The sequence below is a fragment of the Plantibacter sp. 2H11-2 genome (genome assembly GCF_050031945.1).
Taxonomy (GTDB): Bacteria; Actinomycetota; Actinomycetes; order Actinomycetales; family Microbacteriaceae; genus Plantibacter; species Plantibacter auratus.
In genome coordinates this window covers 364296-389348 of record NZ_JBNBBL010000001.1, presented here as the reverse complement: position 1 = coordinate 389348, position 25053 = coordinate 364296, and the positions used below count along the sequence as shown (strand labels likewise).

The 25053-nt window shown below is 67.3% G+C and carries 23 protein-coding genes and 1 tRNA gene; 19 read left to right on the top strand and 5 right to left on the bottom strand.

All coding sequences use genetic code 11. The features are described from left to right. Positions 1-46 precede the first annotated feature (46 nt). The 6 genes from ACQG07_RS01775 (at position 47) to ACQG07_RS01750 (ending at position 6004) form a co-directional block, all read left to right on the top strand. Positions 47-994, top strand: a complete 948-nt coding sequence (locus tag ACQG07_RS01775) for a MurR/RpiR family transcriptional regulator (RefSeq protein ID WP_191940839.1) — start codon at positions 47-49, stop codon at positions 992-994. 10 nt (positions 995-1004) lie between these two features. Beyond that, the gene (locus ACQG07_RS01770; protein WP_124769061.1) at positions 1005-1784 is read left to right on the top strand and encodes a sugar isomerase domain-containing protein; all 780 of its coding nucleotides are present in this window, start codon (positions 1005-1007) and stop codon (positions 1782-1784) included. Positions 1785-1879: 95 nt separating this feature from the next. Beyond that, the gene (gene ngcE, locus ACQG07_RS01765; RefSeq protein ID WP_079705609.1) at positions 1880-3286 is read left to right on the top strand and encodes an N-acetylglucosamine/diacetylchitobiose ABC transporter substrate-binding protein; all 1407 of its coding nucleotides are present in this window, start codon (positions 1880-1882) and stop codon (positions 3284-3286) included. Then, positions 3283-4287, top strand: a complete 1005-nt coding sequence (locus ACQG07_RS01760; protein ID WP_079705610.1) for a carbohydrate ABC transporter permease — start codon at positions 3283-3285, stop codon at positions 4285-4287. The genes ngcE and ACQG07_RS01760 overlap by 4 nt, the downstream gene beginning before the upstream one ends. Continuing rightward, complete coding sequence (locus ACQG07_RS01755) at positions 4284-5195, top strand: carbohydrate ABC transporter permease (protein WP_079705611.1); 912 nt, start codon at positions 4284-4286, stop codon at positions 5193-5195. The genes ACQG07_RS01760 and ACQG07_RS01755 overlap by 4 nt, the downstream gene beginning before the upstream one ends. Positions 5196-5248: 53 nt before the next feature. After that, positions 5249-6004, top strand: coding sequence for a copper homeostasis protein CutC (locus ACQG07_RS01750; protein ID WP_159878332.1), 756 nt, complete (start codon positions 5249-5251; stop codon positions 6002-6004). Positions 6005-6049: 45 nt separating this feature from the next. On the opposite strand, the gene ACQG07_RS01745 is transcribed toward ACQG07_RS01750, so the two are convergent. Beyond that, positions 6050-6436, bottom strand: coding sequence for a DoxX family protein (locus ACQG07_RS01745; RefSeq protein WP_371742710.1), 387 nt, complete (start codon positions 6434-6436; stop codon positions 6050-6052). Positions 6437-6507: 71 nt separating this feature from the next. Here ACQG07_RS01745 and ACQG07_RS01740 point away from each other — a divergent pair, with 71 nt between their 5' ends. The 3 genes from ACQG07_RS01740 to serA all read left to right on the top strand — a co-directional run bounded on the left by ACQG07_RS01740 (position 6508) and on the right by serA (position 9141). After that, positions 6508-7056 (top strand): DNA polymerase III subunit gamma/tau, encoded by a 549-nt coding sequence (locus tag ACQG07_RS01740; protein ID WP_192018386.1) that lies wholly within the window; start codon positions 6508-6510, stop codon positions 7054-7056. A gap of 5 nt (positions 7057-7061) precedes the next feature. Continuing rightward, a complete protein-coding gene (locus ACQG07_RS01735; RefSeq protein WP_137241906.1) occupies positions 7062-7433 on the top strand; it encodes a bacitracin resistance protein in 372 nt (123 codons plus the stop codon). 115 nt (positions 7434-7548) lie between these two features. Next, positions 7549-9141, top strand: coding sequence for a phosphoglycerate dehydrogenase (gene serA / locus ACQG07_RS01730; protein ID WP_071260923.1), 1593 nt, complete (start codon positions 7549-7551; stop codon positions 9139-9141). Positions 9142-9248: 107 nt separating this feature from the next. On the opposite strand, the gene ACQG07_RS01725 is transcribed toward serA, so the two are convergent. Next, positions 9249-9806, bottom strand: coding sequence for a TetR/AcrR family transcriptional regulator (locus ACQG07_RS01725; protein ID WP_079705616.1), 558 nt, complete (start codon positions 9804-9806; stop codon positions 9249-9251). 114 nt (positions 9807-9920) lie between these two features. Between ACQG07_RS01725 and ACQG07_RS01720 the strand changes: the two genes are divergently transcribed. The 4 genes from ACQG07_RS01720 (at position 9921) to ACQG07_RS01705 (ending at position 14599) form a co-directional block, all read left to right on the top strand. Beyond that, complete coding sequence (locus tag ACQG07_RS01720) at positions 9921-11444, top strand: MFS transporter (protein WP_426736983.1); 1524 nt, start codon at positions 9921-9923, stop codon at positions 11442-11444. 100 nt (positions 11445-11544) lie between these two features. Continuing rightward, positions 11545-12600 (top strand): 3-isopropylmalate dehydrogenase, encoded by a 1056-nt coding sequence (locus tag ACQG07_RS01715; protein WP_138946787.1) that lies wholly within the window; start codon positions 11545-11547, stop codon positions 12598-12600. 40 nt (positions 12601-12640) lie between these two features. Further along, positions 12641-13756 (top strand): branched-chain amino acid aminotransferase, encoded by a 1116-nt coding sequence (locus tag ACQG07_RS01710; protein WP_085510591.1) that lies wholly within the window; start codon positions 12641-12643, stop codon positions 13754-13756. 78 nt (positions 13757-13834) lie between these two features. Continuing rightward, on the top strand, positions 13835-14599 hold the full coding sequence (locus ACQG07_RS01705) for a fumarylacetoacetate hydrolase family protein (RefSeq protein WP_426736982.1): 765 nt from the start codon (positions 13835-13837) through the stop codon (positions 14597-14599). 6 nt (positions 14600-14605) lie between these two features. Here the strand turns inward: ACQG07_RS01705 and ACQG07_RS01700 are convergent, their stop codons facing one another. Beyond that, complete coding sequence (locus ACQG07_RS01700; protein ID WP_426736981.1) at positions 14606-15679, bottom strand: aminotransferase class V-fold PLP-dependent enzyme; 1074 nt, start codon at positions 15677-15679, stop codon at positions 14606-14608. 81 nt (positions 15680-15760) lie between these two features. Between ACQG07_RS01700 and ACQG07_RS01695 the strand changes: the two genes are divergently transcribed. The 4 genes from ACQG07_RS01695 to ACQG07_RS01680 all read left to right on the top strand — a co-directional run bounded on the left by ACQG07_RS01695 (position 15761) and on the right by ACQG07_RS01680 (position 19319). Continuing rightward, positions 15761-16723, top strand: a complete 963-nt coding sequence (locus ACQG07_RS01695) for a LysR family transcriptional regulator (RefSeq protein ID WP_236555409.1) — start codon at positions 15761-15763, stop codon at positions 16721-16723. After that, positions 16716-18236: a glutamate--tRNA ligase gene (gene gltX, locus ACQG07_RS01690; RefSeq protein ID WP_426736980.1), complete on the top strand. Its 1521-nt coding sequence runs from the start codon at positions 16716-16718 to the stop codon at positions 18234-18236. Before ACQG07_RS01695 ends, gltX begins: the two co-directional genes overlap by 8 nt. Further along, a complete protein-coding gene (locus ACQG07_RS01685; RefSeq protein WP_426736979.1) occupies positions 18233-19153 on the top strand; it encodes an NAD(P)/FAD-dependent oxidoreductase in 921 nt (306 codons plus the stop codon). The genes gltX and ACQG07_RS01685 overlap by 4 nt, the downstream gene beginning before the upstream one ends. A 91-nt stretch (positions 19154-19244) precedes the next feature. Further along, positions 19245-19319: transfer RNA gene (locus ACQG07_RS01680), tRNA-Gln, on the top strand. A gap of 396 nt (positions 19320-19715) precedes the next feature. On the opposite strand, the gene ACQG07_RS01675 is transcribed toward ACQG07_RS01680, so the two are convergent. Next, entirely contained in the window at positions 19716-21464 is a 1749-nt protein-coding gene (locus tag ACQG07_RS01675; RefSeq protein ID WP_426736978.1) for an SIR2 family protein, read from the bottom strand. Positions 21465-21586: 122 nt separating this feature from the next. Beyond that, positions 21587-22402: a GIY-YIG nuclease family protein gene (locus ACQG07_RS01670; protein WP_426736977.1), complete on the bottom strand. Its 816-nt coding sequence runs from the start codon at positions 22400-22402 to the stop codon at positions 21587-21589. A 126-nt stretch (positions 22403-22528) separates the two neighbouring features. Here ACQG07_RS01670 and ACQG07_RS01665 point away from each other — a divergent pair, with 126 nt between their 5' ends. Both ACQG07_RS01665 and ACQG07_RS01660 read left to right on the top strand, forming a co-directional pair. Then, positions 22529-24013: a hypothetical protein gene (locus ACQG07_RS01665; protein ID WP_426736976.1), complete on the top strand. Its 1485-nt coding sequence runs from the start codon at positions 22529-22531 to the stop codon at positions 24011-24013. A gap of 583 nt (positions 24014-24596) precedes the next feature. Next, on the top strand, positions 24597-24887 hold the full coding sequence (locus ACQG07_RS01660) for a type I restriction endonuclease subunit R, EcoR124 family (protein WP_426736975.1): 291 nt from the start codon (positions 24597-24599) through the stop codon (positions 24885-24887). Positions 24888-25053: the final 166 nt, after the last annotated feature.

Genomic DNA, 25053 nt, shown 5'->3' with positions numbered 1-25053 from the left:
AAGAATCAGTTTCGCGTCACTCCAACGAAGGAGAAAAGGAATTTCCATGACTGTTTCCATCCGCACCGACCCACCGGTCGAGCACGCCACCGGCGTGACCAACCGGATTCGGTCGCGGATGCCGGAGATGTCCGGGGTCATGCTGCGTATCGCGGACTACCTGTTGGAGAACCCAGACGCGCCCCTCACCCTCACGATCGGTGAGCTCGCAGCCGATTCGGGCGTCTCAGCGGCGACCATCACCCGCTTCTGCCGGATCATCGGGTACACCGGCTACGCGCCGTTCCGGGTCGACCTCGCCAAGGACTTCGGTCGCAGCACCGCACGCGACTCCTGGCAGACCGACATCGGCCGGGCGTTCGGCCCCGACGACTCGGCTCCGGACGTCCTGAGCACGCTGCTCAACGCGCACACCCGGACGCTGCGGGAGACCGCCGACGTGATCGACCTCGAGGTCATGCTCGAGATCGCCGCAGCCATCGCGCGCGCCCGGAACGTCGACATCTACGGTGTCGGCGGCAGCGCGATGCTCGCCGACGAGATGCAGGCCAGGCTGTACCGGATCGGCATCAGCACGCACGCCTGGTCGGAGGTCCACGCGGGCCTCACGAGCGCGGCGATCCAGGGCCCGGACTCGGTCGCCCTGGGGATCAGCAACACCGGGCGCACCGAGGAGACCATCCAGATGCTCCGCCAGGCGGGTCGCGCGGGCGCGCTCACCGTGGCGATCAGCAACAACCCGGACTCCCCGCTCGTCGCCGCGTCGACGTTGGCCATCATCACCTCGGCCCACGAACGGTTCCTGCAGCCCGACGACCTCTCCGCCAAGCACGGTCAGCTGTTCGTCCTGGATCTGTTGTACCTGTTCGTCGCGCAGCAGAACTTCGAGCGCACGACCAAGCGCCTCGCGGCCTCCGCCCTCGCGGTCGCCCCGCACCGCCGACCGACCAAGGCCGGAGCCCTGTCCGAGACCGCCTCGCCCGTGGGCGTCTGAGAGGAACCGAATGAGCACCACATCCACCACGACCTGGACCGATCACGTCGATCGCTACACCGACGAGGTCACCTCGCGCCTCGCGGACATCACCCAGGCGGCACGGTCCGGCGAACTCGACCCCGCGATCGACCTGCTGGTCGCGGCCCTCGAACGCGGAGCGGTCATCCAGGCGTTCGGCACCGGCCACTCGGAGGCGTTCGCGATGGAGATCGCCGGCCGGGCCGGTGGACTGATCCCGACGAACAAGATCGCCCTGCGGGACGTCGTCCTCCGCGGCGAACGGTCCGTCGACGACCTCGGTGGTGCCGCGCTGGAGCGCAGCGGCGACGTCGCGGCGGAGCTCTTCGCGATCTCACCGGTGGGGGAGGGCGACGTGTTCATCATCGCGTCGAACTCCGGCGTCAACGGGTCGATCGTGGGACTCGCCCTGATCGCCAAGGAACACGGCCACCCCGTCATCGCCGTGACCTCGCTCGAGCACACCTCGCGCGTCGAGCCGAAGCACCCGAGCGGGCTGCGGCTCTCCGAGGTGGCCGACGTGGTGCTCGACAACCGTGCTCCGTTCGGCGACGCGACCATCGAGGTCCAGGACGGCGTCCCGGTCGGCGCGGTGTCCTCGATCACGGCGGCCTACCTCGCGCAGCTCCTCACCATCGGCGTCGCAGCGAGGATCGCGGCGACCGGCGAGACCCCACCGCTCTACATCTCGGCCAACATCCCGGGCGGCGACGAGCACAACAGTGTGCTCGAGGACCGCTACCGGGGCCGGATCAGACGTGACGCCTGAACCCGAGGCGTCGCAACTCCCGCAACACACACCCGACAACACCACCCCGACAGCACCACACCCGGGCAACACTCGAATCACTGGAAGGTAGACCGATGGACAAGCAGCCAGCAACGCTCCAACGCCGCGATTTCCTGCGAGGAGCACTCGCGACCGCGATCCTCCTCCCGCTGGGCGGGACGCTCGCGTCCTGTGTCGGCGGCGGAGGCGGGGCGACCACCACCGGCGGACCGGTCTCGGCCGACAACCCGTTCGGCATGGCCGCCAACTCGACGGTCGACGCCGTCATCTTCAAGGGCGGGTACGGCATCGAGTACACCGAGTTCGCCGGGAAGCTCGTCGAGAAGCAGCAGGCAGGCTCGACCGTCAAGGTCACGGCCGCGACGAACATCGCGCAGACCCTCCAGCCGCGGTTCGTCGCCGGCAACCCGCCGGACGTCATCGACAACAGCGGCGCCGGCCTCATCGGCATCAACACGATCCGCGAGCAGCTCGCCGACCTGACGGACGTCATCGAGGCGAAGAACTACGAGGGCAAGGTCATCAAGGACACCCTCTACCCGGGTGTCGTCGAGCCGGGCACCTTCGACGGCAAGTTCGTGCAGCTGAACTACGTGCTGACGGTCTACGCGGTCTGGTACTCGGCAGCGCTCTTCGAGGCGAACGGCTGGACGCCCCCGAAGACCTGGGCTGAGGCACTCGATCTCGGTGCGAAGGCCAAGGCGCAGGGCAAGTACCTGTTCGGTTGGGGCACCGAGGCGGCCACCTACTACCTGACGATGGCGATCGCGTCCGCGATCAAGGAGGGCGGCGACGAGGTCCGTCTGGCGCTCGAGAACCTCGAGGCGGACTGCTGGTCGAAGCCGGCCGTCCAGGACGTGCTCAAGGGTCTCAAGGCGATCATCGACGCCGGCTACGTCAAGCCCGGTGGCGCCGGAACGCAGTTCACCGCTGCGCAGGCGCAGTGGAGCAACTCGGAGGACTTCATCCTCTACCCCTCGGGTGGCTGGATCGAGAACGAGATGAAGACCCAGACGAAGGACGGATTCAAGATGACCGGCGCGCCCGAGCCGACGGTCTCCGCCGATTCAGCCCTGCCGTACTCGGCGCTGCACAGCACCGCCGGTGAAGGGTTCATCGTCCCGTCGCAGGGCAAGAACGTCGGCGGTGGCAAGGAGTTCCTGCGGGCCATGCTGTCGAACGACGCCGCGGTGAACTTCGCCAAGACGACCTTCTCGTCGACGATCGTCAAGGACACGATCCCCGAGGACGGCTTCGGCTCGACGGCGCTCGTGTCCCAGGTGAAGATGTTGAACGACGCGGGCACCGACGTGTTCTCGTGGAGCTTCATCGACCTGTACGGACTCAACACGGACCTCCTCGTCCTCTGGAACACGTTCCTGCAGGGTGGTTCCGACGTCGCCACGCTCACCAAGGGCATGCAGGACATCTCCGACAAGGTCCGTAACGACGACTCCGTGGACAAGGTCACCGTCAAATGACGGCGGTCGGCACGCCGATCGGGAAGGTGGGAGGGGCTACCCCTCCCGCCGCCCGGCGGTTGCGCCGCCGGGACTTCACGTTCGACCGGGTCTCGTTCTTCCTGGTCTTCCTGATCGTGCCGGTGGTGGGGTACGTCGTCTTCGTGGTCTCACCGTTCGCGCAAGCGGCGTACTACTCGTTGACGAACTGGTCCGGGTTCTCCCCGGGCATGGACTTCGTCGGGTTCTCGAACTACACGAAACTCTTCCAGGACCAGACCTTCCTCCAGTCCATGGGCAACAGCGTCGCGCTCGCGATCGTCCTGCCGCTCGTGACCCTCGGGATCGCATTCCTCTTCGCCTCCCTCATCACGATCGGCGGGCCGAGCAACGGTCCGATCCGCGGCCTCCGCAACTCGAGCGTGTACCGGGTGATCACCTTCTTCCCGTACGTCGTGCCGGCCATCGTCATCGGCCTCATCTGGAAGCAGATCTACGACCCGTCGTCCGGGCTGCTGAACGGCTTCCTGACCGGCATCGGGCTCGACCAGTTCACCTCCTTCGCCTGGCTCGGTTCGCCGGACACGGCGATGATCGCGACCATGTTCGTCATCGTCTGGGGACTCATCGGGTTCTACACGGTGCTCTTCATCGCGGCGATCAAGGGCGTGCCGGCCGAAGTGTACGAGGCGGCACGGATCGACGGCGCGGGCCGCCTGCGGACCGCGCTCACGATCACGATCCCGCTGATCCGCGACAACATCCAGACGGCGTACATCTACATGGGCATCCTCGCCCTCGACGCGTTCGTGTACATGGCCGCGTTGAATCCCGGCGGCGGCCCGTCCAACACGACGCTCGTGATGTCGCAGCAACTGTTCACGACGGCGTTCACCAAGGGCCAGTTCGGCTACGCCTGCGCGATGGGGGTCGTGCTCGCGCTCGTCACCCTGATGTTCGCGGGCGTCGTCTTCCTGGTCAGCCGGCTCACCGGCGGCAACGATGAAGGGGTGGCGGAATGACCGTCCAGACCACGGCGACGACCGCGAACCCGGCGGTCGTCGGAACCGGCACGCGCACACCGGCCAGCCGTAAGCCGACCACGGGCGACCGCGTCGTCGGGACGGCATCGCACACGGTGCTCATCATCTGGTCGATCGTGGTCGTCGTCCCGCTGCTCTGGACGGTCATGTCGTCGTTCAAGACGAGCTCCGAGATCTTCGCCTCGCCGTTCTCGCTGCCGTCGAAGTGGAACTTCGACAACTACGTGAACGCGTGGACGACGGCCGGTATCGGCAGCTTCTTCCTGAACTCGATCGTGGTGGTGTTCGGCGCCCTGATCGTGACCATGCTGTTCGGCTCGATGTGTGCGTACGTGCTGGCGCGGTTCCGCTTCTTCGGGAGCCGGGCCATCTACTACCTGATGCTCGCCGGCCTCACGTTCCCCGTGTTCCTCGCGATCGTGCCGTTGTTCTTCGTGCTGCAGAGCCTCGGGTTGCTCAACTCGCTCCCGGGACTCATCCTCACGTACGCGGCGTTCGCCTTCCCGTTCACGGTGTTCTTCCTGTTCTCGTTCTTCAAGTCGCTGCCGGTCTCCATCGCGGAGGCTGCTGCGATCGACGGAGCGGGGGAGTGGCGGACCTTCTTCCAGGTGATGCTGCCCATGGCGAGGCCGGGGCTCGCGACCGTCGCGATCCTCAACTTCGTGGGGCTGTGGAATCAGTTCCTCCTGCCGGTGGCGCTCAACTCGAACCCGCAGAACTACGTGCTGACGCAGGGGATGGCGTCCTTCGCCGCCCAGGCCGGGTACTCGGTGGACTTCGGTGCGCTCTTCGCGGCGTCCGTGATCACCGTGGTCCCCGTGCTCATCGTGTACCTGATCTTCCAGCGCCAGCTGCAGGGTTCGGTGTCGCAGGGCACGGACAAGTAGCGCAGCGGCGTGCGCGTCCTCGGCTCGAGCGGATCACTGGAACAATGGGTCCAATGAGCCTCCAGTCGCCAATCGCCGTCGAGATCGCCGTCCAGGACGTGGAGGGGGTCCGCATCGCCATCCGCGAGGGAGCCCAGCGGGTCGAGCTGTGCCAGGCCCTCGGCACCGGTGGGCTCACCCCCTCCATCGGACTGGTCATGGCGGCGGTCCGCGCTGCGGACGAAGCCGGGCTCAACGACTTCGTGCACGTCCTCGTGCGTCCGCGAGAGGGCGGTTTCGTCTACTCGCCCGCGGAGATCGACGTCATGTCCGGCGACATCCTCGCGCTCGAGGCCGCGGGTGCTGCGGGCATCGTCGTCGGCGCCCTCCGGTCCGATCGCACGATCGATCTGGAGGCGCTGGCGCAGCTGCGTCAGGCTGCGGGCTCGCTCGCGGTGACGTTCCATCGGGCCGTCGACGCGACGACCGACCCCGTCCGGTCCGCCGACCAGCTGCGCGACGCCGGTGTGGACCGTCTGCTGACGTCCGGCGGCGCGCGGGCGAGCATCGACGGCGCGGAGAAGCTCGCGCAGATGGCCTCGAGGGGCGACAGCTCGATGCAGATCATGGCCGGTGGCGGCGTCACGATCGATGCGATCCCCGCCCTCGCGCGGGCGGGCGTCGACGCGGTGCACCTCTCCGCCCGTCGTCGTGCCGGCCGGGTCACCGAGACCGGCCCCGGCGGAGGGTCGCCGAGCTACGACATCACGGACGCGACGACCGTCGCTCGCGCGGTGGCCGCGGCCAGGCGCGCCGCCGTCGCCGTCTGAGATCCGTCGGCACCGACGGGATCGTCGACCGGTCCCGTCGAGCGATCAGATCGCCACGATGACGAGGGCGAGGATCAGCACGAGCTGACCGATGAGCCGTGGGACGAACGGCACGGCGAGTCGACCGAACCGCTCGGGCTGCCGCGCGGCCGCGGCGTTCGCCGGGAACACCGCGACGAGGAACACGATCAGGCAGACCACTGCGGCGAGCTTGGTGGGTGGGACGAGCAGGCCGACGCCGCCCGCGATCTCGCACACACCGGTGATGGCGACGAGCATCCGCGGTGTGATGGTGCTGCCCCGCAGGGGTCCCGGGATCATCGCGGCCATGGTCCTCGCCGGTCCCGGGAGGAAGTGGAGGACTCCCATGCCGATGAACATGATCGCGAGGACGACGGTCAGGATGGACTGCAGGAGCGGGAACGGGTTCACCAGCCAATTCTGCTCCGTCGAGTCCGGATCGCCGCACTCGGTGATCGGCCCGGCGGCGATAGGCTGGCGGTATGACTGAGCCGCGGGACGAAGACGCGCTGAGCTGGGCGGGCGACGACGATCCGACGCTCGACGCCTCGGCTTCCGGCGACCGGACCACGCTCGAGCCCGCATCGCCGGAGCCGATCACGCGGGTTCGGGCGACCGAGGCGATCCAGCCGGCCGCGGAGTCGGCCGGTCCGATCGCGGAACCGATGACTCCTCCTGTCGAGGTCGACGTCGCGAAGCCGACCGACCGGGTCACGGGCGAGGCTGCCGCCGGAGAGCGCGAGCAGATGAGCTCGGTCATGCTGGTCACCCTCGGCATCTTCGGTGGGGTCTTCCTGCTGTACAGCGTCGGTTGGCTGATCTCGGCGTTCCGTCCTGACGCGGCCGTCCCGAGCGATGCGGTCGGCCGGTTCATGTTCGATCTCGGACAGGGACTCGCGGTCGCCGCAGGACCCGTGTGGATGGCCGCGACGCTCTGGTTGACCCGTGGCGGCAGACCCGTCGTCAGGATCGCGATGCTCCTGCTCGGTGTCGTGCTCATCCTGCCCTGGCCGTTCCTCCGAGGAGTGTGACCCTGATGCCCTCCATCACCGCGGACCCCGTGTCGAAACCCGCCGCCGAGCGACCCGGCTGGCTCAGCTGGTCCATCGCCGTCCTGTTCGGCCTGTTCTTCGCCTATGACGTCTTCGAAGCCGTCGGCAACCTCGTCGGCATCGTCGGGACGGCGAGCGGCCTCGCCGTGCCGGTCCTGCCGCTCGGCTGGGTCGTCCTCATCGGCGGCCTGCTCCTGCCGGTCGTGGCCTTCGCGATCGCCTTCTGGACCGGTCGCGAGCGGTCGCTCGGCGAGCAGGCCGTGCGCTACCTCGTCGCCCTGTGCGTCGTCGCGGCGATCTCGCTGTCGGTCCTCGCGATGTTCGGCGCGCAGCAGCTGATCGACCTCTCCGTCTGACCCTGCCGCCGAATCGTCACACGACGAACCGCCCGGTGCGCCTCCGATAGGCTTGCGATGGCCGCCGGACACCGACGCGCTGCCCACCCCACTGCTACTGCGAAGGAACCGTTCCGTGTCGAAACCGGTCGTACTGATCGCCGAAGAACTCTCACCAGCAACCGTCGACGCCCTCGGGCCCGATTTCGACGTGCGCTCCGTCGACGGGACGGACCGCCCGGCTCTGCTCGCGGCGATCGCCGACGCCGACGCCATCCTGGTCCGATCCGCGACCAAGGTCGACGAGGAGGCCATCCAGGCGGCCACCCGGTTGAAGGTCGTCGCGCGCGCAGGTGTCGGTCTCGACAACGTCGACATCAAGGCCGCCACGACGGCCGGGGTCATGGTCGTCAACGCACCCACGTCGAACATCATCTCCGCGGCCGAGCTCACCGTCGGCCACATCCTGAGCCTCGCCCGCCACATCCCGGCCGCGCACGCCGCGCTCGCCCAGGGGCAGTGGAAGCGGTCCAAGTACACCGGCACCGAGCTCTATGAGAAGACCATCGGCATCATCGGCCTCGGCCGTATCGGTGCCCTCATCACGGCCCGTCTGCAGGCGTTCGGCACGAACGTCATCGCGTACGACCCCTACATCACGTCCGCTCGTGCGCAGCAGCTCGGGGTGCAGCTGGTCACGCTCGACGAGCTGCTGGCGCAGTCCGACTTCATCACCATCCACATGCCGAAGACGCCGGAGACGACGGGCATGATCGCCGGCCCGCAGTTCGCGCTCATGAAGCCGACGGCCTACGTCGTCAACGTCGCTCGCGGCGGCCTGATCGACGAGGACGCGCTGTACGAGGCGCTGTCCAACAACGTCATCGCCGGTGCCGGCCTCGACGTCTTCGTCAGCGAGCCGCCCACCGACACGAAGCTGCTCGGGCTCGAGAACGTCATCGTGACGCCGCACCTCGGTGCGTCCACGGATGAGGCACAGGAGAAGGCCGGCGTCTCGGTCGCCAAGTCCGTGCGCCTCGCGCTCGGCGGCGAACTCGTCCCGGACGCGGTCAACGTCGCCGGCGGCGTGATCGACCCCTACGTCCGTCCCGGCATCCCGCTCGTCGAGAAGCTCGGGCAGGTGTTCGCCGCGCTGTCGACCTCGTCGCTCACGAGCGTCGACGTCGAGGTCCACGGCGAGCTGAGCGGGTACGACGTCAGCGTCTTGAAGCTGGCCGCGCTCAAGGGGATCTTCACGAACATCGTCAGCGAGACGGTCTCGTACGTGAACGCCCCGCTGCTCGCCGAGCAGCGCGGTGTCGTCACGCGCCTGCTCACCGACGAGGTGAGCGAGGAGTACCGCAACGTCATCACGCTGCGCGGAGCCCTCAGCGACGGATCGCAGATCTCGGTGTCGGGTACTCTGACGGGCACGAAGCAGACCGAGAAGATCGTCGAGATCAACGGCTACGACGTCGAGGTGCCGTTCGCGAAGCACCACATCGTGATGGTCTACACCGACCGACCCGGCATCGTGGCCGTCTACGGCCAGCGGTTCGGCGAGGCGGGCATCAACATCGCGGGCATGCAGATCGCCCGTCACGAGGCCGGTGGCCCGGCGCTCAGCGTCCTGACGGTCGACTCACCGGTCGCCGACGACGTCCTCGAGGTCATCCGCGAGACGATCGACGCGACACTGCTCCGCGAGATCGACATCACCGAGCAGTAGCCCGACCGCTGCTCCGACCCGATGCCCCGCGCCGTCCGGTGCGGGGCATCGTCGTCCGCAGGCCGAGGCGCCGACGCCGTTCCGGTGCGCCCGGCGGGCGTCGCGGCTCAGCGCCCGCCGGCGGGGAGCAGTCGCGCGATGACGGCCAGGAGCCGCTCGATCGACTCGTCGCTGCCCTCGTCGGGGTCGCTGACACCCATGCCGAGCTGCGCCGTGTTGGCGTAGAGGCCGTCGGACATCAACACGATGGCACGAGCGGTGTCGGGGTCGCCGACGGCGTCCTCCACCGTGCGCAACCAGCTCCGGCGGATGTCCGCCATCGCGTCGCTCGCCTGGGCGTGCTGTCCCTGCGCCAGCCGCGCGACGGCGATGATCGTCCGGTCGAACGGGGTGCCGCAGTCGACGGAGGTGCGCACGAAGTACTCGACGACGCCCTCCGGGGCCGCGAGCATCCGCGCCGTGTCGGCCTCGCTCATGTCCGAGAGCCGCTCGATGAGGCCGTCGACGAGGGCCTCCTTGCTGCCGAAGTGGTAGAGCAGTCCGCCCTTGGAGACGCCGGCCGCCGCGGCGACGGCGTCGAGGGTGGCGGCGCGTTCGCCCTGCTCGATGAGGAGTTCGGCGAAGGCGTCGAGGACGCGTTCTCGGGCTGCGGTCTGCTTCGCCATGGCTCCATCGTATTCGGCTCGTCGGATTCGGATTGATACTATACCGGCTGGACGGTATAGTCGAGCGGGCGGCGCCCGACCGGCGCCGTTCTCCACGCTTTGAAAGAGGTCACCGTGTCCACCGCCACCGAACCCACCGCCGTCGCCGCTCCCCGTGCCGGTCGGCGAGCCTGGTTCGCGCTCGCCGTCCTCATGCTCCCCGTCCTGCTGGTGTCGGTCGACAACACGGTCCTCAACTTCGCGCTGCCCGCGATCTCGAGCGCGCTCACCCCGACCGGGACGCAGCTGCTCTGGATCGTCGACATCTACCCGCTGGTCCTCGCCGGCCTGCTCGTGTCGATGGGCAGCCTCGGCGACCGCATCGGTCGTCGTCGTCTCCTGCTCATCGGCTCCATCGGATTCGGTGTCGTCTCCGTCGCCGCGGCGTTCGCGCCCAGCGCCGAGCTCCTGATCGCGGCTCGGGCGGCGCTCGGGTTCTTCGGTGCGATGCTCATGCCGTCGACGCTCTCACTGCTGCGGAACATCTTCCTCGACCGCGACCAGCGACGGTTCGCCATCGCCGTCTGGGCCAGCGGGTTCGCCGCCGGCAGCGCGCTCGGGCCGATCGTCGGTGGGATCATCCTCGAGCACTTCGCCTGGGGCGCGGTGTTCCTGCTCGCCGTCCCGGTGCTCCTGCCGCTCGTCGTCCTCGCGCCCTTCCTCATCCCGGAGTCGAAGGACCCGAACCCTGGACGCATCGACGTGCCGAGCATCGTGCTCATCCTCCTGACGATGACGCCACTCGTGTTCAGCATCAAGCACCTGGCGGAAGCCGGCTTCGACCTGCTCACGGTCGTCTCGATGGTCGTCGGCGTGGTCAGTGGTGTCCTGTTCATCCGCCGTCAGCTCCGCCTCGAGCATCCGCTGCTCGATCTGAGCCTGTTCCGGAGGGCCTCGTTCAGCGGCGCCGTGGTCATCAACCTGCTGAGCGTGACGGCGCTCGTCGGTGGGCTGTTCTTCGTGTCGCAGCACCTGCAGCTGGTGCTGGGCCTGCAGCCGCTCGACGCCGGGCTCGTCCTACTCCCCGGCCTCATCGTGATGATCATCGCCGGCCTCGTGATCGTGCCCATCTCCAAGCGGGTCCGTCCGGGCATCGTGGTCCCGATCGCACTCGTCGTGTCCGCCGTCGGCTACGCCTCCATCGCGATCACCGGGGGAGACGTGTCGGCCCTCGGGATCGGCCTCGCGTTCGTCGCCCTCGGGCTCGGCATCGGCTCCGCCGAGACGGTGTCGAACGAGCTCGTGATCGCGAGTGCGCCGCCGGAGAAGGCCGGTGCGGCGTCCGGTGTCTCCGAGACCGCCTACGAGCTGGGCGCGGTGCTCGGCACGGCGACGCTCGGTACGGTGCTCACCGCGTCCTACCGTTCCACGGTCGTCCTGCCGGACGGACTGACCGCTGCTCAGCAGCAGGCGGCGGGGGAGACCCTGGGTGGTGCGGCGAACGTCGCCGAGCAGCTGCCCGGTGACCTCGCGGGTGCACTCATGGACTCCGCGCGGCACGCCTTCGACAGCGGGGTCGGTGTCGCAGCGTGGATCGGCGTCGGCCTCATCGTGGCCGCCATGCTCGTCGCGGCGATCGGTCTTCGCCGGGTCCGGTAGGGCTCCGTCGATCGTGCCACCCGGAGACGGGTGGCACGATCCGCCCGAGGTCGGAGGCGTTAAGCTGGGCGCACACCGTCGTCGCATCCTCAGGAGTCGCATGTCCCGCACCGTCAAGCTCGCAGTCATCCCCGGCGACGGGATCGGTCCCGAGGTCGTCGGCGAGGCGCTCAAGGTCCTCGATGCGGCGGTGCAGGGTGGCGACGTCCGGTTCGAGCAGACGCCCTTCTCGCTCGGCGCCGCGCGGTTCCTCGAGACCGGCGACGTGCTGACCGACGCGGACCTCGCCGCGATCGCCTCGCACGACGCCATCCTCCTCGGAGCGGTCGGCGGCGTGCCCGGCGACCCCCGGCTCGCGAACGCGAACATCGAGCGTGGACTGCTCCTCAAGCTCCGGTTCAGCCTCGACCACTACGTCAATCTGCGCCCGACCGTGGTGTACCCGGGCGTCCCGAGCCCGCTGAGCGAGCCCGGCGACGTGGACTTCGTCGTCGTCCGTGAGGGCACGGAGGGGCCGTACGTCGGCAACGGCGGAGCGATCCGTCAGGGCACGCCGCACGAGATCGCGAACGAGGTGTCGGTCAACACCGCCTACGGGGTGGAACGGGTGGTGCGCTACGCGTTCGCCGCTGCGGCCGCACGTCGGGGGAAGCTGACCCTCGTCCACAAGACCAACGTCCTCGTCTTCGCCGGGTCGCTCTGGAAACGCGTCGTCGACGCGGTGTCCGCGGAGTTCCCCGACGTCGCGGTCGACTACCTGCACGTCGACGCGGCCACCATCTTCCTCGTCACGGATCCTGCTAGATTTGACGTCATCGTCACGGACAACCTCTTCGGCGACATCCTCACCGATCTGGCCGGCGCGATCAGCGGCGGCATCGGACTCGCGGCCTCGGGAAACATCAACCCGGACGGCACGTACCCGAGCATGTTCGAGCCCGTCCACGGATCGGCGCCCGACATCGCCGGGAAGCAGCTGGCCGACCCGACCGCCGCCATCCTCTCCGTCTCCCTGATGCTGTCGCATCTCGGCCTCGAGACGGAGGCGGCGCGAGTCGCCACTGCCGTCACCGCCGACATCGCCGCCCGCACCGGCGCAGCACGCACGACGACCGAGGTCGGCGATGCGATCGCGGCCCTCGCGGCGAACCGGTAGACGCCCACCAGACACGCAGATCACGACGGAAGACACCATCATGACGATCAACCTCCCCATGGCGCAGCGCGAACTCGCCTTCACCGTGACCCCCAACGAGCAGCCCGTCCCCGCCGCAGAGCGCGACGCGATCCTCGCCGACCCGGGCTTCGGGCAGCACTTCACCGACCACATGGTCGACATCTGCTGGTCCGAGCGCGGTGGATGGCACCGCCCACGGGTCCAGGCCTACGGTCCGATCTCGCTCGACCCGGCTGCCGCCGTCCTCCACTACGCCCAGGAGATCTTCGAGGGCCTGAAGGCGTACCGTCACGCCGACGGCTCCATCTGGTCGTTCCGCCCCGACGCCAACGGCCGCCGCTTGCAGCGCTCGGCCAAGCGTCTCGCGCTGCCGGAGCTCCCGGTCGAGTACTTCGTCGAGTCGATCAAGCAGCTCATCGCCGTCGACGGCTCCTGGGTGCCGTCCGCACCGGAGACCAGCCTGTACCTGCGGCCCTTCATGTTCGCCAAGGAGGCCTTCCTCGGTGTCCGCCCGGCGAAGAAGGTCAACTACTACGTCATCGCCAGCCCGGCCGGCGCCTACTTCACCGGCGGCGTCACCCCCGTGTCCATCTGGCTGTCCACCGACTACAGCCGTGCGGGCAAGGGCGGCACCGGGGCGGCGAAGACCGGCGGCAACTACGCGTCCTCCCTGCTCCCGCAGGCCGAGGCGTACGAGCACGGGTGCGCCCAGGTGCTCTTCCTGGACGCACAGGAGGCGACCTACATCGAAGAGCTCGGCGGGATGAACGTCGTCCTCGTCAAGCGCGACGGCACGCTCGTCACGCCGGAATCGGACTCGATCCTCGAAGGCATCACCCGCGATAGCATCCTGCAGCTCGCGGAGGACCGCGGACACCGGGTGGAGCGCCGCCGGGTCACGATCGACGAGTGGCGCGAAGGCGTCGAGAGCGGCGACATCGTCGAGGTGTTCGCCTGCGGCACGGCTGCGGTCGTCACGCCGATCGCGCAGCTGAAGGCCAAGGACTTCACCGTGGGCGACGCCGACGCTCCGGCGGGCGAACTGACGATGTCGCTGCGTCAGGAACTGACCGACATCCAGTACGGCCGCCTGCCCGACCGTCACGGGTGGATGACGCGTCTCGACGCCGAGTAGCCTCCGAGCAACCTGGGAAGCCCCGCACCTCGTGCGGGGCTTCCGTGTCGCCGCCGCACCTCGGGATAGGCTGGCCTGGTGAAAATCGCTCGCTTCAGTCACGATCAGGCCATCCGCTACGGCATCATCGACGATGCGGATCTCGTCGTCCTCGACGGCGATCCGCTCTACTCGGGCTTCGAACCGACGGGGGAGCGCGTCCCGCTCGCGGATGCGGTCCTGCTCGCGCCGGTCATCCCTCGCTCCAAGGTCGTCGCCGTCGGCAAGAACTACCGCGACCACGCCGCCGAGATGGGCGGGGAGGCTCCCACCGAGCCGCTGCTCTTCCTGAAGCCCAACACCTCCGTGGTCGGGCCGGGGGACGCCGTCGTCTTCCCGAAGCAGTCCGAGCGCATCGACTTCGAGGGTGAGCTCGCCATCGTGATCGGCGGCGTCGCCAAGAACGTCAGCGCGGAGCGTGCCGACGAGGTCATCTTCGGCTACACGATCGCGAACGACGTCACGGCCCGCGACCTCCAGGAGTCCGACGGCCAGTGGGCCCGCGCGAAGGGCTTCGACACGTTCTGCCCGCTCGGCCCCTACATCGAGACGGAGTTCTCCTTCGACGGCGCGACGATCGAGACCCGCGTCGACGGTGAGGTCCGCCAGTACGCCCCGCTCTCCGACATGGTGCACTCCATCGGCGCGATCGTCGAGTACGCGTCCGCCGTCTGGACGCTCCTCCCGGGCGACGTCATCCTGACCGGGACGCCGGCCGGCGTCGGACCCTTCACCGACGGCCAGGTCGTCGAGGTCGAGGTCTCGGGCATCGGCATCCTCCGGAACACCGGCCGCCGACCCTGACCCGCGTCAGCTGCGCCGGCCGAGAGCGGTCAGCGCAGCTGCGACGTCGTCGTCGGTGTTCCAGAGGTGGAACGCGACCCTCGCCCGGCCGGCGCGACCCGATGCCGTGATCCCGGCCGACTGCAGCGCTCGGAGGTCGTGTCCATCGGGATCCGTCCACGTCACGATGGCCGAGGCCGTCCCGGTGAGGAGCGACCGGCTCTCGCCGATGCCCGCCCGGAGCGCCGCGGCGAGCCGGGTGTCGTGCTCGTACACGGCGACGGCGTCGACCGCCGCGAAGAGGGCGATGGCGGGCTCGGCGCCGACCCAGGCCTGCCAGGCGGGGGAGACGTCGAACCGTCGTGCGCTCTCGGCGAGATGCAACGACGGGCCGTAACAGGACGACCAGACGTCGTCACCCGAGTACCAACCGGCCTGGCTCGGGCGGAGGCGGTCCATCACCTCGTCGCGCACCGTCATGAACGCCACGCCTCGTGGCGCGCAGAGCCACTTGTAGGCGTGGCACACGGTGATGTCGTCGGCCGAGGCGTCGACGGGGAGCCACCCGGCCGCCTGGGTGAGGTCGTTGAGCGTCAGCGCGCCGTGGACGGCCGCCGCCTCCCGGATCGCGACCACGTCGGCGACCGCGCCGGTCGCGGACTGCACTGCGGAGTAGGCGACGAGCCAGGTCGAGGCGTCGATATGGGCGGCGAGTTCGGTGAGCGGCGCGTGGTGGACACGGACACCGCGGTGCGCCTGCATGAGGAACGGGGCGACGAGCGAGCTGAAGTCGCCCTCGACGCACAGGACCTCGGCGCCGTCCGGCACGGACGCCGCGACCATGGCGACCATGGCGGAGGTCTGGGATCCGATCGCCACCGAGCGGACCGGTACGTGGACCAGCTCGGCGAAGGAGCCGCGCACCCGCTCGACGACGGTGCCGTAGGCGGCTGCATCGGTTCGAGCCGCCTGCCAGGCGGAGAGGTCGGCCATGATGGCGTCCGTCGTGCCGATCGTCGGCAGTCCCAGCGTGCAGGCGGCCAGGTAGCCGGGTGCGGATGGGAAGGATCCGCTGGCTTCCTGGCGGCTGAGGGTGCTCATGCATCCAGTCTCTTCGCCGGGTATCCATACGACAAGGACCGGCTCTCGATGAGAACCATAATGAGGGATTATGCTTCGAGGGTGTCCACCCTCTCACCGCAGCCCTCGTCATCGGCCCTCGACGCCGGTTCCCTCCTCGTCGTCGGCGCCATCGCCTCGACCGGGTCGATCACGGCCGCCGCGCACGCGCTCGGCTCGAGTCAACCGGCGGTGAGCCAGCATCTCCGCCGGCTCGAGCGTCGGCTCGGCATGCCGGTCGTCGAGCGCGTCGGTCGGGGCGTCCGCCTCACCGAGGCCGGTGCGATCCTCGCCGGACACGCGGTTGCGGTGGACCGAGCGGTGCGCGCGGCGTCCGAGGAGGTCGCGGCACTCGCGGGGCTGCGGAGTGGGCGGGTGCGCCTCGTCGCCTTCCCTTCGGCGTCGTCGATGCTCGTGCCGCAGCTCCTCGCTCGCCTGGCCGACGAGCATCCGGGGATCGGGGTCTCCTTCGTCGAGGCCGAACCGCCGGAGGCCGTCGCCGCGGTCCGTGCCGGTGAAGCCGACGTCGCGATCACCTTCAGCTACCCGGGCGATCCGGACGACCCGCATCGGGAGAGCGCGGCCGGACTCCGCGTGCGCCGGTTCGGCACCGACCCGATGCGCCTCGTGCTCCCGGTCGGCCACGCTCGAGCCGGTGATCGGCAGGTCGACCTCGCGGCCCTCGCCGGTGAGCGTTGGATCGCGGGTTGTCCGCGTTGCCGAGGTCATCTCCTCGGTCTCTGCAGGTCGAGCGGCTTCGAGCCCGTCATCGCGCACGAGACCGACAATGCGATCGCGGTCACCGCCCTGGTGGCGGCCGGGCTCGGCGTCGCCCTGCTACCCACCCTCGCGCTCGCGGCCGCACAGCTGCCGACCGAGGTGGTCGTGCTGCCGACGCGCAACGACGACGACCGGGCGCTCCACCTCGTCAGCGCCGAGCACGCGGACCGTATCCCCGCCGTCGCTGCACTCCTGCGGATCGCCGCGTCCGTGGGCGGCGCGACTAAGATGACAGGCGATGTCTGACACGATTACGCACCCCTTCTCCACGGCTTCCGGCACCGACGTCCGCGTCCGGTTCTGCCCGTCGCCGACCGGCACGCCCCACGTCGGTCTCGTCCGCACGGCGCTGTTCAACTGGGCGTACGCCCGGCACACGGGGGGCAAGCTCGTCTTCCGTATCGAGGACACCGATGCCGCTCGCGACAGCGAGGAGAGCTACGAGCAGCTCGTCGACGCGCTCACGTGGCTGCGGCTCGACTGGGACGAGGGCGTCGGCGTCGGCGGACCCCACACGCCGTACCGGCAGTCCGAGCGGAGCGACATCTACGCCGACGTGATCGCACGGCTGACGGCTGCCGGGCACCTCTACGAGAGCTTCTCGAACGCCGACGAGATCGACGCCCGCAACGAGGCGGCCGGCCGGCCGAAGCAGTTCGGGTACGACAACTTCGACCGCGACCTCACCGACGAGCAGCGCGCCGCGTTCCGAGCCGAGGGCCGCGAGCCGGCACTCCGTCTGCGGGTCCCGGACGACGACCTCAGCTTCGACGACCTCGTGCGCGGTGAGATCACCTTCCCGGCCGGGTCGTTCACGGACTTCGTCCTCGTGCGCCCGAACGGCAAGCCGCTCTACACGCTCGTGAACCCCGTCGACGACGCCATCATGCAGATCACCCACGTCCTCCGCGGCGAGGACCTGCTGCCGTCGACACCGCGGCAGATCGCGCTGTACCACGCGCTCATCGACATCGGCCTCACGACCTTCGTCCCACGGTTCGGTCACCTGCCGTACGTCATGGGCGAAGGCAACAAGAAGCTCTCCAAGCGCGACCCGGAGGCGAACCTCTTCCACCACCGCGACCGCGGCTTCGTGCCGGAGGGGCTCATCAACTACCTCGCGCTGCTCGGATGGTCGCTGAGCGGCGACCGCGACGTCTTCTCGATCGACGAGATGATCGCCGCGTTCGACGTCGTCGACGTCAACCCGAACCCGGCGCGCTTCGACCTCAAGAAGGCGGAGTCCATCAACGGCGACCACATCCGACTGCTGGAGCCGGCCGACTTCCTCGGCCGCATCACGCCGTATCTCGTCGAGGCCGGCGTGGTGAGCGAGCCCGTCACCGAAGCGCAGCGGGCCGTGCTCGAGCAGGCCGCTCCGCTCGTCCAGGAGCGCATCGCGCTGCTCGGCGAGGTCCCCGCACTCCTCGGCTTCCTGTTCCGCGGTGCAGCGGAGCTCGAGTACCAGGACGACGCGCTCAAGGGTCTTCCGGCGAACGCCGGCGAGGTGCTCGCCGCGTCTATCGGCGCGCTCGAGCTCGTCCCCGAGTCGGAGTGGACGGCCGGATCGATCCAGGACGCGCTCGCCGGTGCGCTCATAGAAGGCCTCGGTCTGAAGCCCCGTATCGCCTACGGCCCGCTCCGCGTCGCCGCTTCCGGGCGTCGGATCTCCCCGCCGCTCTTCGAGTCGCTCGAGATCCTCGGGAAGACGGAATCGATCACGCGACTCGAGCGGCTCTCCGCGCACCTCGGGTCATGAGCGACTCGTACGACGTCGTCGTGGTCGGCGCGGGACCCGCGGGACTCTCGGCCGCGCTGAACCTGGCGCGCGCGCGTCGGCGCATCCTCGTGCTCGACGGCAATCGCCCACGGCATGCTGCGACGCTGCGCTCGCATGGGTTCCTCACCCGCGACGGCATCGCTCCGCTGGATCTCCGGCGAATGGGGCGCGAGGAGGTCGCGGCGTACGCGAACGCAGAGGTCCAGTTCGCGTCCGTGCAGTCGATCGAGGCGACTGCTGACGGCTTCCACGTCGTCGCACAGGGGGTCCGCGGGGAGCCTGATCGCGACGTCGTGACCCGGACGGTCGTCGTCGCGAGCGGTCTCACGGAGACGCTGCCGAAGGTCACGAACCTGAGGGCCTTCTACGGAACGGATCTGCACAGCTGCGTCGAGTGCGACGGGTACGAGAAGGCCGACGCACCGCTCGCGCTCATCGGCGAGACGACGGACCTGGCGGAATGGGCGATCCTCATCGCACAGTGGTCGTCGGACCTCATCGTCTTCACGAACGGTACCGACACCGTCACCGGCCCCGAGGAAGCCGCGCTCGCTTCCGCGGGCATCCGGGTCGAGCGCGGAGCGATCGCGGAGCTCGACGGCGGTCGCGACGGCTTCACGGGTGTCCGCCTCGCCGACGGTGCGCTCATCCCACGCTCCGGGGGGTTCGTGCGGCCGCAGTGGGCCGCGCCCCTCGGATATCTGGAACAGCTCTCACTCGATCGCGACACCGACGGGTACGTCGTGGTCGACGCCTGGGGTCGCACGTCCGTGCCGGGCGTGTACGCCGCCGGGGACATCACGCCTCCCGGCCCGCAGCAGCTCATCGTCGCGGCCGGGAACGGCGCTCGCGTGTCCAGGGCACTCAACCGGGACCTCGCGGGCATCCCTAGCTGAGGGACCCGCGACGCGCCCGGGACGCTTCGATTTGAGACGGCCGCCTCCGTAGGCTAGTGTTGTTCTTCGGTCGGGGCTTCGGTTCTGACAGTGGGGTATGGTGTAATTGGCAACACGACTGATTCTGGTTCAGTTGTTCTTGGTTCGAGTCCAGGTACCCCAGCCAGACATAGATGTTAAACCGAAGTTCAAGAGAACCAGTTCTTGATTCGGTTAAAGGGAAACTCCTCGCACTTGTGCGGGGAGTTTTCAATTACGGGGACACCTGTTGTTCATGAGCGAGACTGTTGCGCAGGCTATTGTTCGCATTGTTTCGTGCTGACTCGATCCTGACGCAATCGTCCGATCCATGGACAGCCAACCGTGTGAAGAGGGCTGTCATCAGGTTTCGGCGCGCGGCATCGAGTGTGCCGTTGAAGAGATGGTCTGAATCGGCAGGGAGGAATAGTTGGTCCTTCATTTCGAGGATGACTATGGAGCTTCAGCGTGACGTTGGCAAGGATTCAACTGGTGTGTAAATTACTGTGAGACTGTTCGTCGGCCTGCCGACGTTGAGAAGTGGTCAACTCCGTGCGTAGTTTCGGAGCAGCTCGCGGTGAGTCTGGAGGGCCGCTTCGTACTCGTCAGTTCCACCGAAGAACGGAACCCAGGGCCAGTTGCGCCGCGTCGCATCGCGGCGGAACGCGATCTCTGCAAATGGCAGTCGCTCACCCTCCCATGACCAGCCGCGCTCGCCGACGTACTCCCCGTCCTCCGGCTGATAGCCCTGTCCGTCCGCTTGCTCCTTCGCCTGGATGAGTCCGAGCCGGTATTCGCTGCCGTGAAAAGCGATGACGAAGTCGGCATCGAGTCGGATGAACTCGTCAAAGAAGACGCGGAGGTCGGTCACGAGGAGATGGCTCATGGGATACAGCCATTTCGTTCCCTTCCAGCGCGGCATGGCGTTGACCCAGTCTTTCTCAAACACCCGGTAGGGGTGGAGGAGCTGTGCGGCGGGAAACGCGTCACCATGCCCCATCTGGGTTCGGCCCTCTACTGTTGCGGCTGCCCGAAGAAGTAGTGACTCTCTTCCCCTCGCGGCAGCAACGACTCCGATCGCGGTGAGCGCGAGGCGCGCGGGGATGAGCCGGGCAGCGAGCAGGAGCCGGGCGCCTGAGCTAATGGGGGCGGTTCCAGCGTCCACCAGTCGCTGCAGGACATCGATCCACAGTTGGTCATGAGTGCCGTCCGGGTCATGCCAAGTGCCAGCGATGATGAGTGGCAAGAGCGGCGCGGAGGCCGCAAGGTATTCCTCATAGATTGCCTGGTAGGCGGCGCCCTCAAAATTCTGTGTTGTGCTGGTGAGCTGGGCGCCAATCGCCTCCGCAGTGTGACCTGCGATCGTCATGAGAAGGTCGTGGAGTTCGATACGACGCGTCGGGTCGGGCAGTGCGCGCTTGAGGCGTGCCACAGCCATCGCAGTCGTCAGGGGTGGTTCGCTCAGCTTCTGGAGAGCCTCGACACTTGCCGCGAGTTCCGTGAAAACCTCGTCGGCACCCGCCGCCTCGATCACATTGCCGCTGCGATTTCTGAGAACCCGGGTCGCCGTCGTGCCGCGGCTACTGCGCAGATCCCAATAGAGCGGGTACCGTCGCGCGCCTGATTCGAGCGCCGAGACCAGTGCGGTATCCCAGTCTGCCGACCAGCCACTGATCAGCAGCCCGTAGTCGCTGAACACCTGCTGCAGGAGCACGTTCCACTCTTTCGGGTAGGTCTCGAGCTCCGTCGGCGTATTACGTGTGCCGAGATCCTTGTAGTCGCCGTGCAGCTTGATGATCGTCGCCGGTGCGTGTGCCAACGGTGCCATGCCGTTGACCGCTTCGGGTCGACTGATCACCTGTGGTGATACCCCGACCGATTCGAGCGCCTGTTCCATGAGGCGGTCAAAGTTCGTCGTGATGATGACGCGCACCAGCCCACGCTTTACCAGCCCAGCGAGTGCCAGGTGCGCCTTGCTCGGGGTCTTGATTCCCTGGGCGCGGTCATCGTCACTCGGCTCGAAGTAGGACGAGAGCAGTCCCTGGCGAGCAGCCGCTGTCGGTGCCAGTTGCTCGAGGAGCGATGCGTACCCCAGATCGCCTTGCCCATGAACTGCCCACCATGCTTCAGGGTCTTTTTCAGCGAGCTGGTGTGACTCGGCGTCGTCCGGTGCCTCCGCGACGGCTACCTGGCGGACGAGATCGCGCACCACGCCCCAACCAGTGGGCATACCCGCGCCCGTCGATACGCCGGACCCAAGAAGGACGCTGTAGACGCCCGGTTGTGATTGCATCGAAACCGCCAGCATTGTCGCTGCGGATAGCCCTTTACCCATGTTTGTGCCTCCAGACTGAAGCCTGACACGAGCCGCAGACAGGGATGAGCATCGCCAATGCCCAGAGGGTTGTCGGCCGGCTAGTTTCGGTTCAGCCCATGACGGCGAGTGTCGAGGGCGGCCTTGAAGTGTCTTTCCGCCTGGTCGATCTTCCTTGTCGGAGTCGCCGGGTCGAACACGCGGAGAAGCGAAAACTGGAAATGAGCGGCGTCGACTCGTTTCAGCTCGACATTGCCGCCGTGCCCGTTGGCGGCATAGGAGCTCCACCGCTGGAAGATGTTCTCGAGCCCGTCGGCCTTGCCAACGTACTGACGCCCATCACTGGTGTCCGTGATCAGGTAGACCCCGATCACGGAAGACAGCGCCACCTGCCACGTGGCGTAGCGGGGCTCGGTCATCACAGCCTGGAGGGCCGCATAATCCAAGATGAGTTCGTCAAACCCAGGGAACTCAATGGGCTTCGAGTCGGCGATCTCGATGACCGGGTAGTCGGCGGCCGTCGACGCGTTGATCCGCCAGGCGCGGGGAGACCTCCACCCGATGACGAGTCGCTTCCGCAGATCCAGCAGGTGGTGGGACACCACGGTATCGAAAGTCCGAAGCACCCCGTTGTTAGCGATCTCGCCGCGGTTCTCGAGTACTGCCCAGAGACGAGCCCGGTCGCGGCCCTCGCCGATGAACACGAACCAGTAGCTGGGTGGGACTGCTGGGAACGCAGTCGTCGCCTTCGCGCCTTGAATGCTTGTGTACTCGAGGATGGCCGCATCTGTCGAGTTGACGTTGATGCCCGGTAGCCCGCTCTCCTCGTGGAGTCGCACGTAGGAGTGACGAAGGACCATGGCTTCAGCAGGGTCGATCCCGGCGTCCTTCAGGATGGAAGCGAAAGTCAGAGGCATTGGAAAGTCATCTCGGGTTCGTGGGGTGGGCGGGATTCCGGACAATGGGTCCGCGAGTACGAGGCTAGTTGCTGCTGTGGCTTGCGTCGCTGCTACGCGACCTGTTGATCGTTGAGAAACAGGAGCATGCTCCAGGCAAAGGAGGAAGGCGTCACTCGTCAGATAGAGAGTTCAAACCCAACCGAACGCGGGATGCTAACTCCGCCGTTGAGCGCCATGATGGTGGGCATGGTTCACCAGATCGTCGCGCCCACGTCGCCAAAGACCGCCTATGTGTTAGGCGCCGGGTTTTCCCGTGCCGCGTCGCGCGAGATGCCCATCACGGACGAGCTTGGCCAGCGAGCGGCACTTCGTCTGGGACTCAACGACCTTCCGCAGTTCCAGGCCGACGGCATCACATTCGAAAGCTGGATGACGTGGCTCGCTGAACGGCAACCGTTCCTGAGTGAAGCGGAACACCTTCAGGACCGCGCTCGTTTTGCCGAGTTGACCGAGGCGATCGCAATTGAGGTCGCGGCGAGTCAAGTCGCGGCAGATACTGCGGGATTCCCGCAATGGTTGGGTGAGTTCGTTGACCTCTTGCACTGGGCGCAGAGCGAGGTCATCACACTCAATTACGACACCATCATCGAGACGACGCTGGACAAGAGCCCGCGCTTCGACGGGGATAGCACGGTGAATTCGGCCGACACTGTGACGGGTTTCCCCAACGGCAGAGGACTGATGTTTGGATCCGGTCCGTACTTCGAAGATCGCGGCACATTCAGGCTCTACAAGTTGCACGGCTCAATCGACTGGTTTGGTGTCCCGGGGGACCGGACCGGAGCGACGCTCGGGCGCATCCCGACCGCCGAGGGACGCGGCGTAACGGCCCACCGCGCCACGATTGGCGGTCGCGAAGTCTTCCTGGTTCCGCCGACCTCAACGAAGGATTCCTACTTCGATAATCCGAAGACTCGATTCACCTGGAGTCAGGCCCGCGATGGACTACACGAGGCCGATCGGGTTGTGCTCATGGGGTACTCCCTGCCACTCACGGACACTGCGCTAGCACGACTCCTCGTCACCACGATGGCCGGCGCTGCGCTGGACGTGGTGGTTGTCAATCCGGACGCTCAAGGCGTCGCCAATCGGCTAGTGGCGCTTGGCGTCGATCGAGCACGTATTCAGACGTACGAAGGATACGACTGCGTCGTCAACTTCGTAGCTGATGAGGTCAAGGCCGCGACACGTGAGCTGTTGCAGCACCTTGTGGAGTTGGTGGGGTCAACTCCCAATAGCCCGGTGGCGGTGGGATGGGGGTCCAGCGAGTGGGGCGCGATCACGGACGCGTTGCTTGATACCGTCACTGGGACCTTGCACCTCGTCGTCGACCGTGTTGATCAGCCGCTGGGCACAGTTCTCTATCCCGGCAACGTTTCCGATGACCCAAGTGTGCGGCCAACAAAGACTCTGGGGGAGTTGCTCGCACTTGGAACCCCCTCATCGATTGTTGCCGAGGTTGAGGGGCGCGAGTGGCAGGTATGCGCACGTGCCATGCCCGAGGCGACCGAGGAACCGGACTGGGTGTTGCTTCGCCCCATCGGCCATCAACCCGATCGACGTCCCTGAAGAGCGCGCGCGCCTGGCCTGATGGCTATCCACTGTCCACTCGGCACAGGAGCCAGGAGGACTAGTCGCGTTGTTCAGCGAGAGTCAGCCGTGGTGTCCACGTGCGGTTCGCCTAGGCAAGCTTCCGCTGACCGAAGTTGGTTCCTGTCTGCAGAGAGCCGTGTACGTCCGGTGCGGAGAGTTGAGGCGCCGCGATCACTGCCTCGATCATCCGTAGTTGCTTGGTTAGCGCGCGAATCTCACGCTGCGTCCTCATCTGTATCGGGGTAAGTTCGTCGCTCTGGAACCAAGCAGCATTTTTTCCCAAAGATCGGCAAGACTGAACGTTTCATCACCGGGGTGAAGCGTTGTAGAACGAACAACGTCCCTTGACTTTTCGAACCGGTCGATCATAATCACCCATCCAATCCTCGTTGGGCTGCGGTGTAGAGGATCCCACCCAGGGATCATCCACCGCTTCCAATGAGGAGGCTCACGATGAGTGAGAACGAAGAACCTTCCGAGGTGCCGGCAACGGCTCTCGGGCAGATTCGCCCGCTGAGCGTGCGGATCACCGATGGCACGCGAGCGCAGCTGGAAGTAGTTGCCCAGCTCAACGACCGATATCGACGAGCAATGGGCGGCTTACGTCACTGCCCGCCGCGCCGCGGAGGTCAACGCGATTATCGAGCAAGAGGATCTCCGGCCCGACGAGACGCGCGTCTTCGTCGAGACGGCCTTCCGAGACGGTGAAGTGAAGACCACGGGCGCTGCAATGACGAAGGTGTTGCCGCCGGTGGCGCGATTCTCATCGGACGCTAGCCATAGCGAGAAGAAGCAGCGCGTCCTCGAGAAGCTCGGCACGCTCTTCGAGAGATTCTTCGGGCTGGGCTAAACGGAACGGGTAGACGAGTAGGTCTGAGCGCATCATGTGAAGTTGCGAAGGTACCTGTCCATACTTGGCACGAAGTCGCTGGGGACAGTCTCGCGTCGACCGGGCTACCTTCGACCATATCGAGGCGCGACTCCGAATCACGCCCCGCCAACGTGTGCTTGCTGGC

What these genes read in the sequence shown, in the direction of transcription:
- ACQG07_RS01740 (WP_192018386.1), top strand. Translation starts at nt 6,508, where the DNA reads ATGACTGAGCCGCGGGACGAAGACGCGCTGAGCTGGGCGGGCGACGAC.
- ACQG07_RS01665 (WP_426736976.1), top strand. Translation starts at nt 22,529, where the DNA reads ATGCTCCAGGCAAAGGAGGAAGGCGTCACTCGTCAGATAGAGAGTTCA.
- ACQG07_RS01715 (WP_138946787.1), top strand. Translation starts at nt 11,545, where the DNA reads ATGTCCCGCACCGTCAAGCTCGCAGTCATCCCCGGCGACGGGATCGGT.
- ACQG07_RS01735 (WP_137241906.1), top strand. Translation starts at nt 7,062, where the DNA reads ATGCCCTCCATCACCGCGGACCCCGTGTCGAAACCCGCCGCCGAGCGA.
- ACQG07_RS01770 (WP_124769061.1), top strand. Translation starts at nt 1,005, where the DNA reads ATGAGCACCACATCCACCACGACCTGGACCGATCACGTCGATCGCTAC.
- ACQG07_RS01755 (WP_079705611.1), top strand. Translation starts at nt 4,284, where the DNA reads ATGACCGTCCAGACCACGGCGACGACCGCGAACCCGGCGGTCGTCGGA.
- gltX (WP_426736980.1), top strand. Translation starts at nt 16,716, where the DNA reads ATGTCTGACACGATTACGCACCCCTTCTCCACGGCTTCCGGCACCGAC.
- ACQG07_RS01700 (WP_426736981.1), bottom strand. Translation starts at nt 15,679, where the DNA reads ATGAGCACCCTCAGCCGCCAGGAAGCCAGCGGATCCTTCCCATCCGCA.
- ACQG07_RS01685 (WP_426736979.1), top strand. Translation starts at nt 18,233, where the DNA reads ATGAGCGACTCGTACGACGTCGTCGTGGTCGGCGCGGGACCCGCGGGA.
- ACQG07_RS01760 (WP_079705610.1), top strand. Translation starts at nt 3,283, where the DNA reads ATGACGGCGGTCGGCACGCCGATCGGGAAGGTGGGAGGGGCTACCCCT.
- ACQG07_RS01670 (WP_426736977.1), bottom strand. Translation starts at nt 22,402, where the DNA reads ATGCCTCTGACTTTCGCTTCCATCCTGAAGGACGCCGGGATCGACCCT.
- ACQG07_RS01775 (WP_191940839.1), top strand. Translation starts at nt 47, where the DNA reads ATGACTGTTTCCATCCGCACCGACCCACCGGTCGAGCACGCCACCGGC.
- ACQG07_RS01710 (WP_085510591.1), top strand. Translation starts at nt 12,641, where the DNA reads ATGACGATCAACCTCCCCATGGCGCAGCGCGAACTCGCCTTCACCGTG.
- ngcE (WP_079705609.1), top strand. Translation starts at nt 1,880, where the DNA reads ATGGACAAGCAGCCAGCAACGCTCCAACGCCGCGATTTCCTGCGAGGA.
- ACQG07_RS01725 (WP_079705616.1), bottom strand. Translation starts at nt 9,806, where the DNA reads ATGGCGAAGCAGACCGCAGCCCGAGAACGCGTCCTCGACGCCTTCGCC.
- ACQG07_RS01675 (WP_426736978.1), bottom strand. Translation starts at nt 21,464, where the DNA reads ATGCAATCACAACCGGGCGTCTACAGCGTCCTTCTTGGGTCCGGCGTA.
- ACQG07_RS01750 (WP_159878332.1), top strand. Translation starts at nt 5,249, where the DNA reads ATGAGCCTCCAGTCGCCAATCGCCGTCGAGATCGCCGTCCAGGACGTG.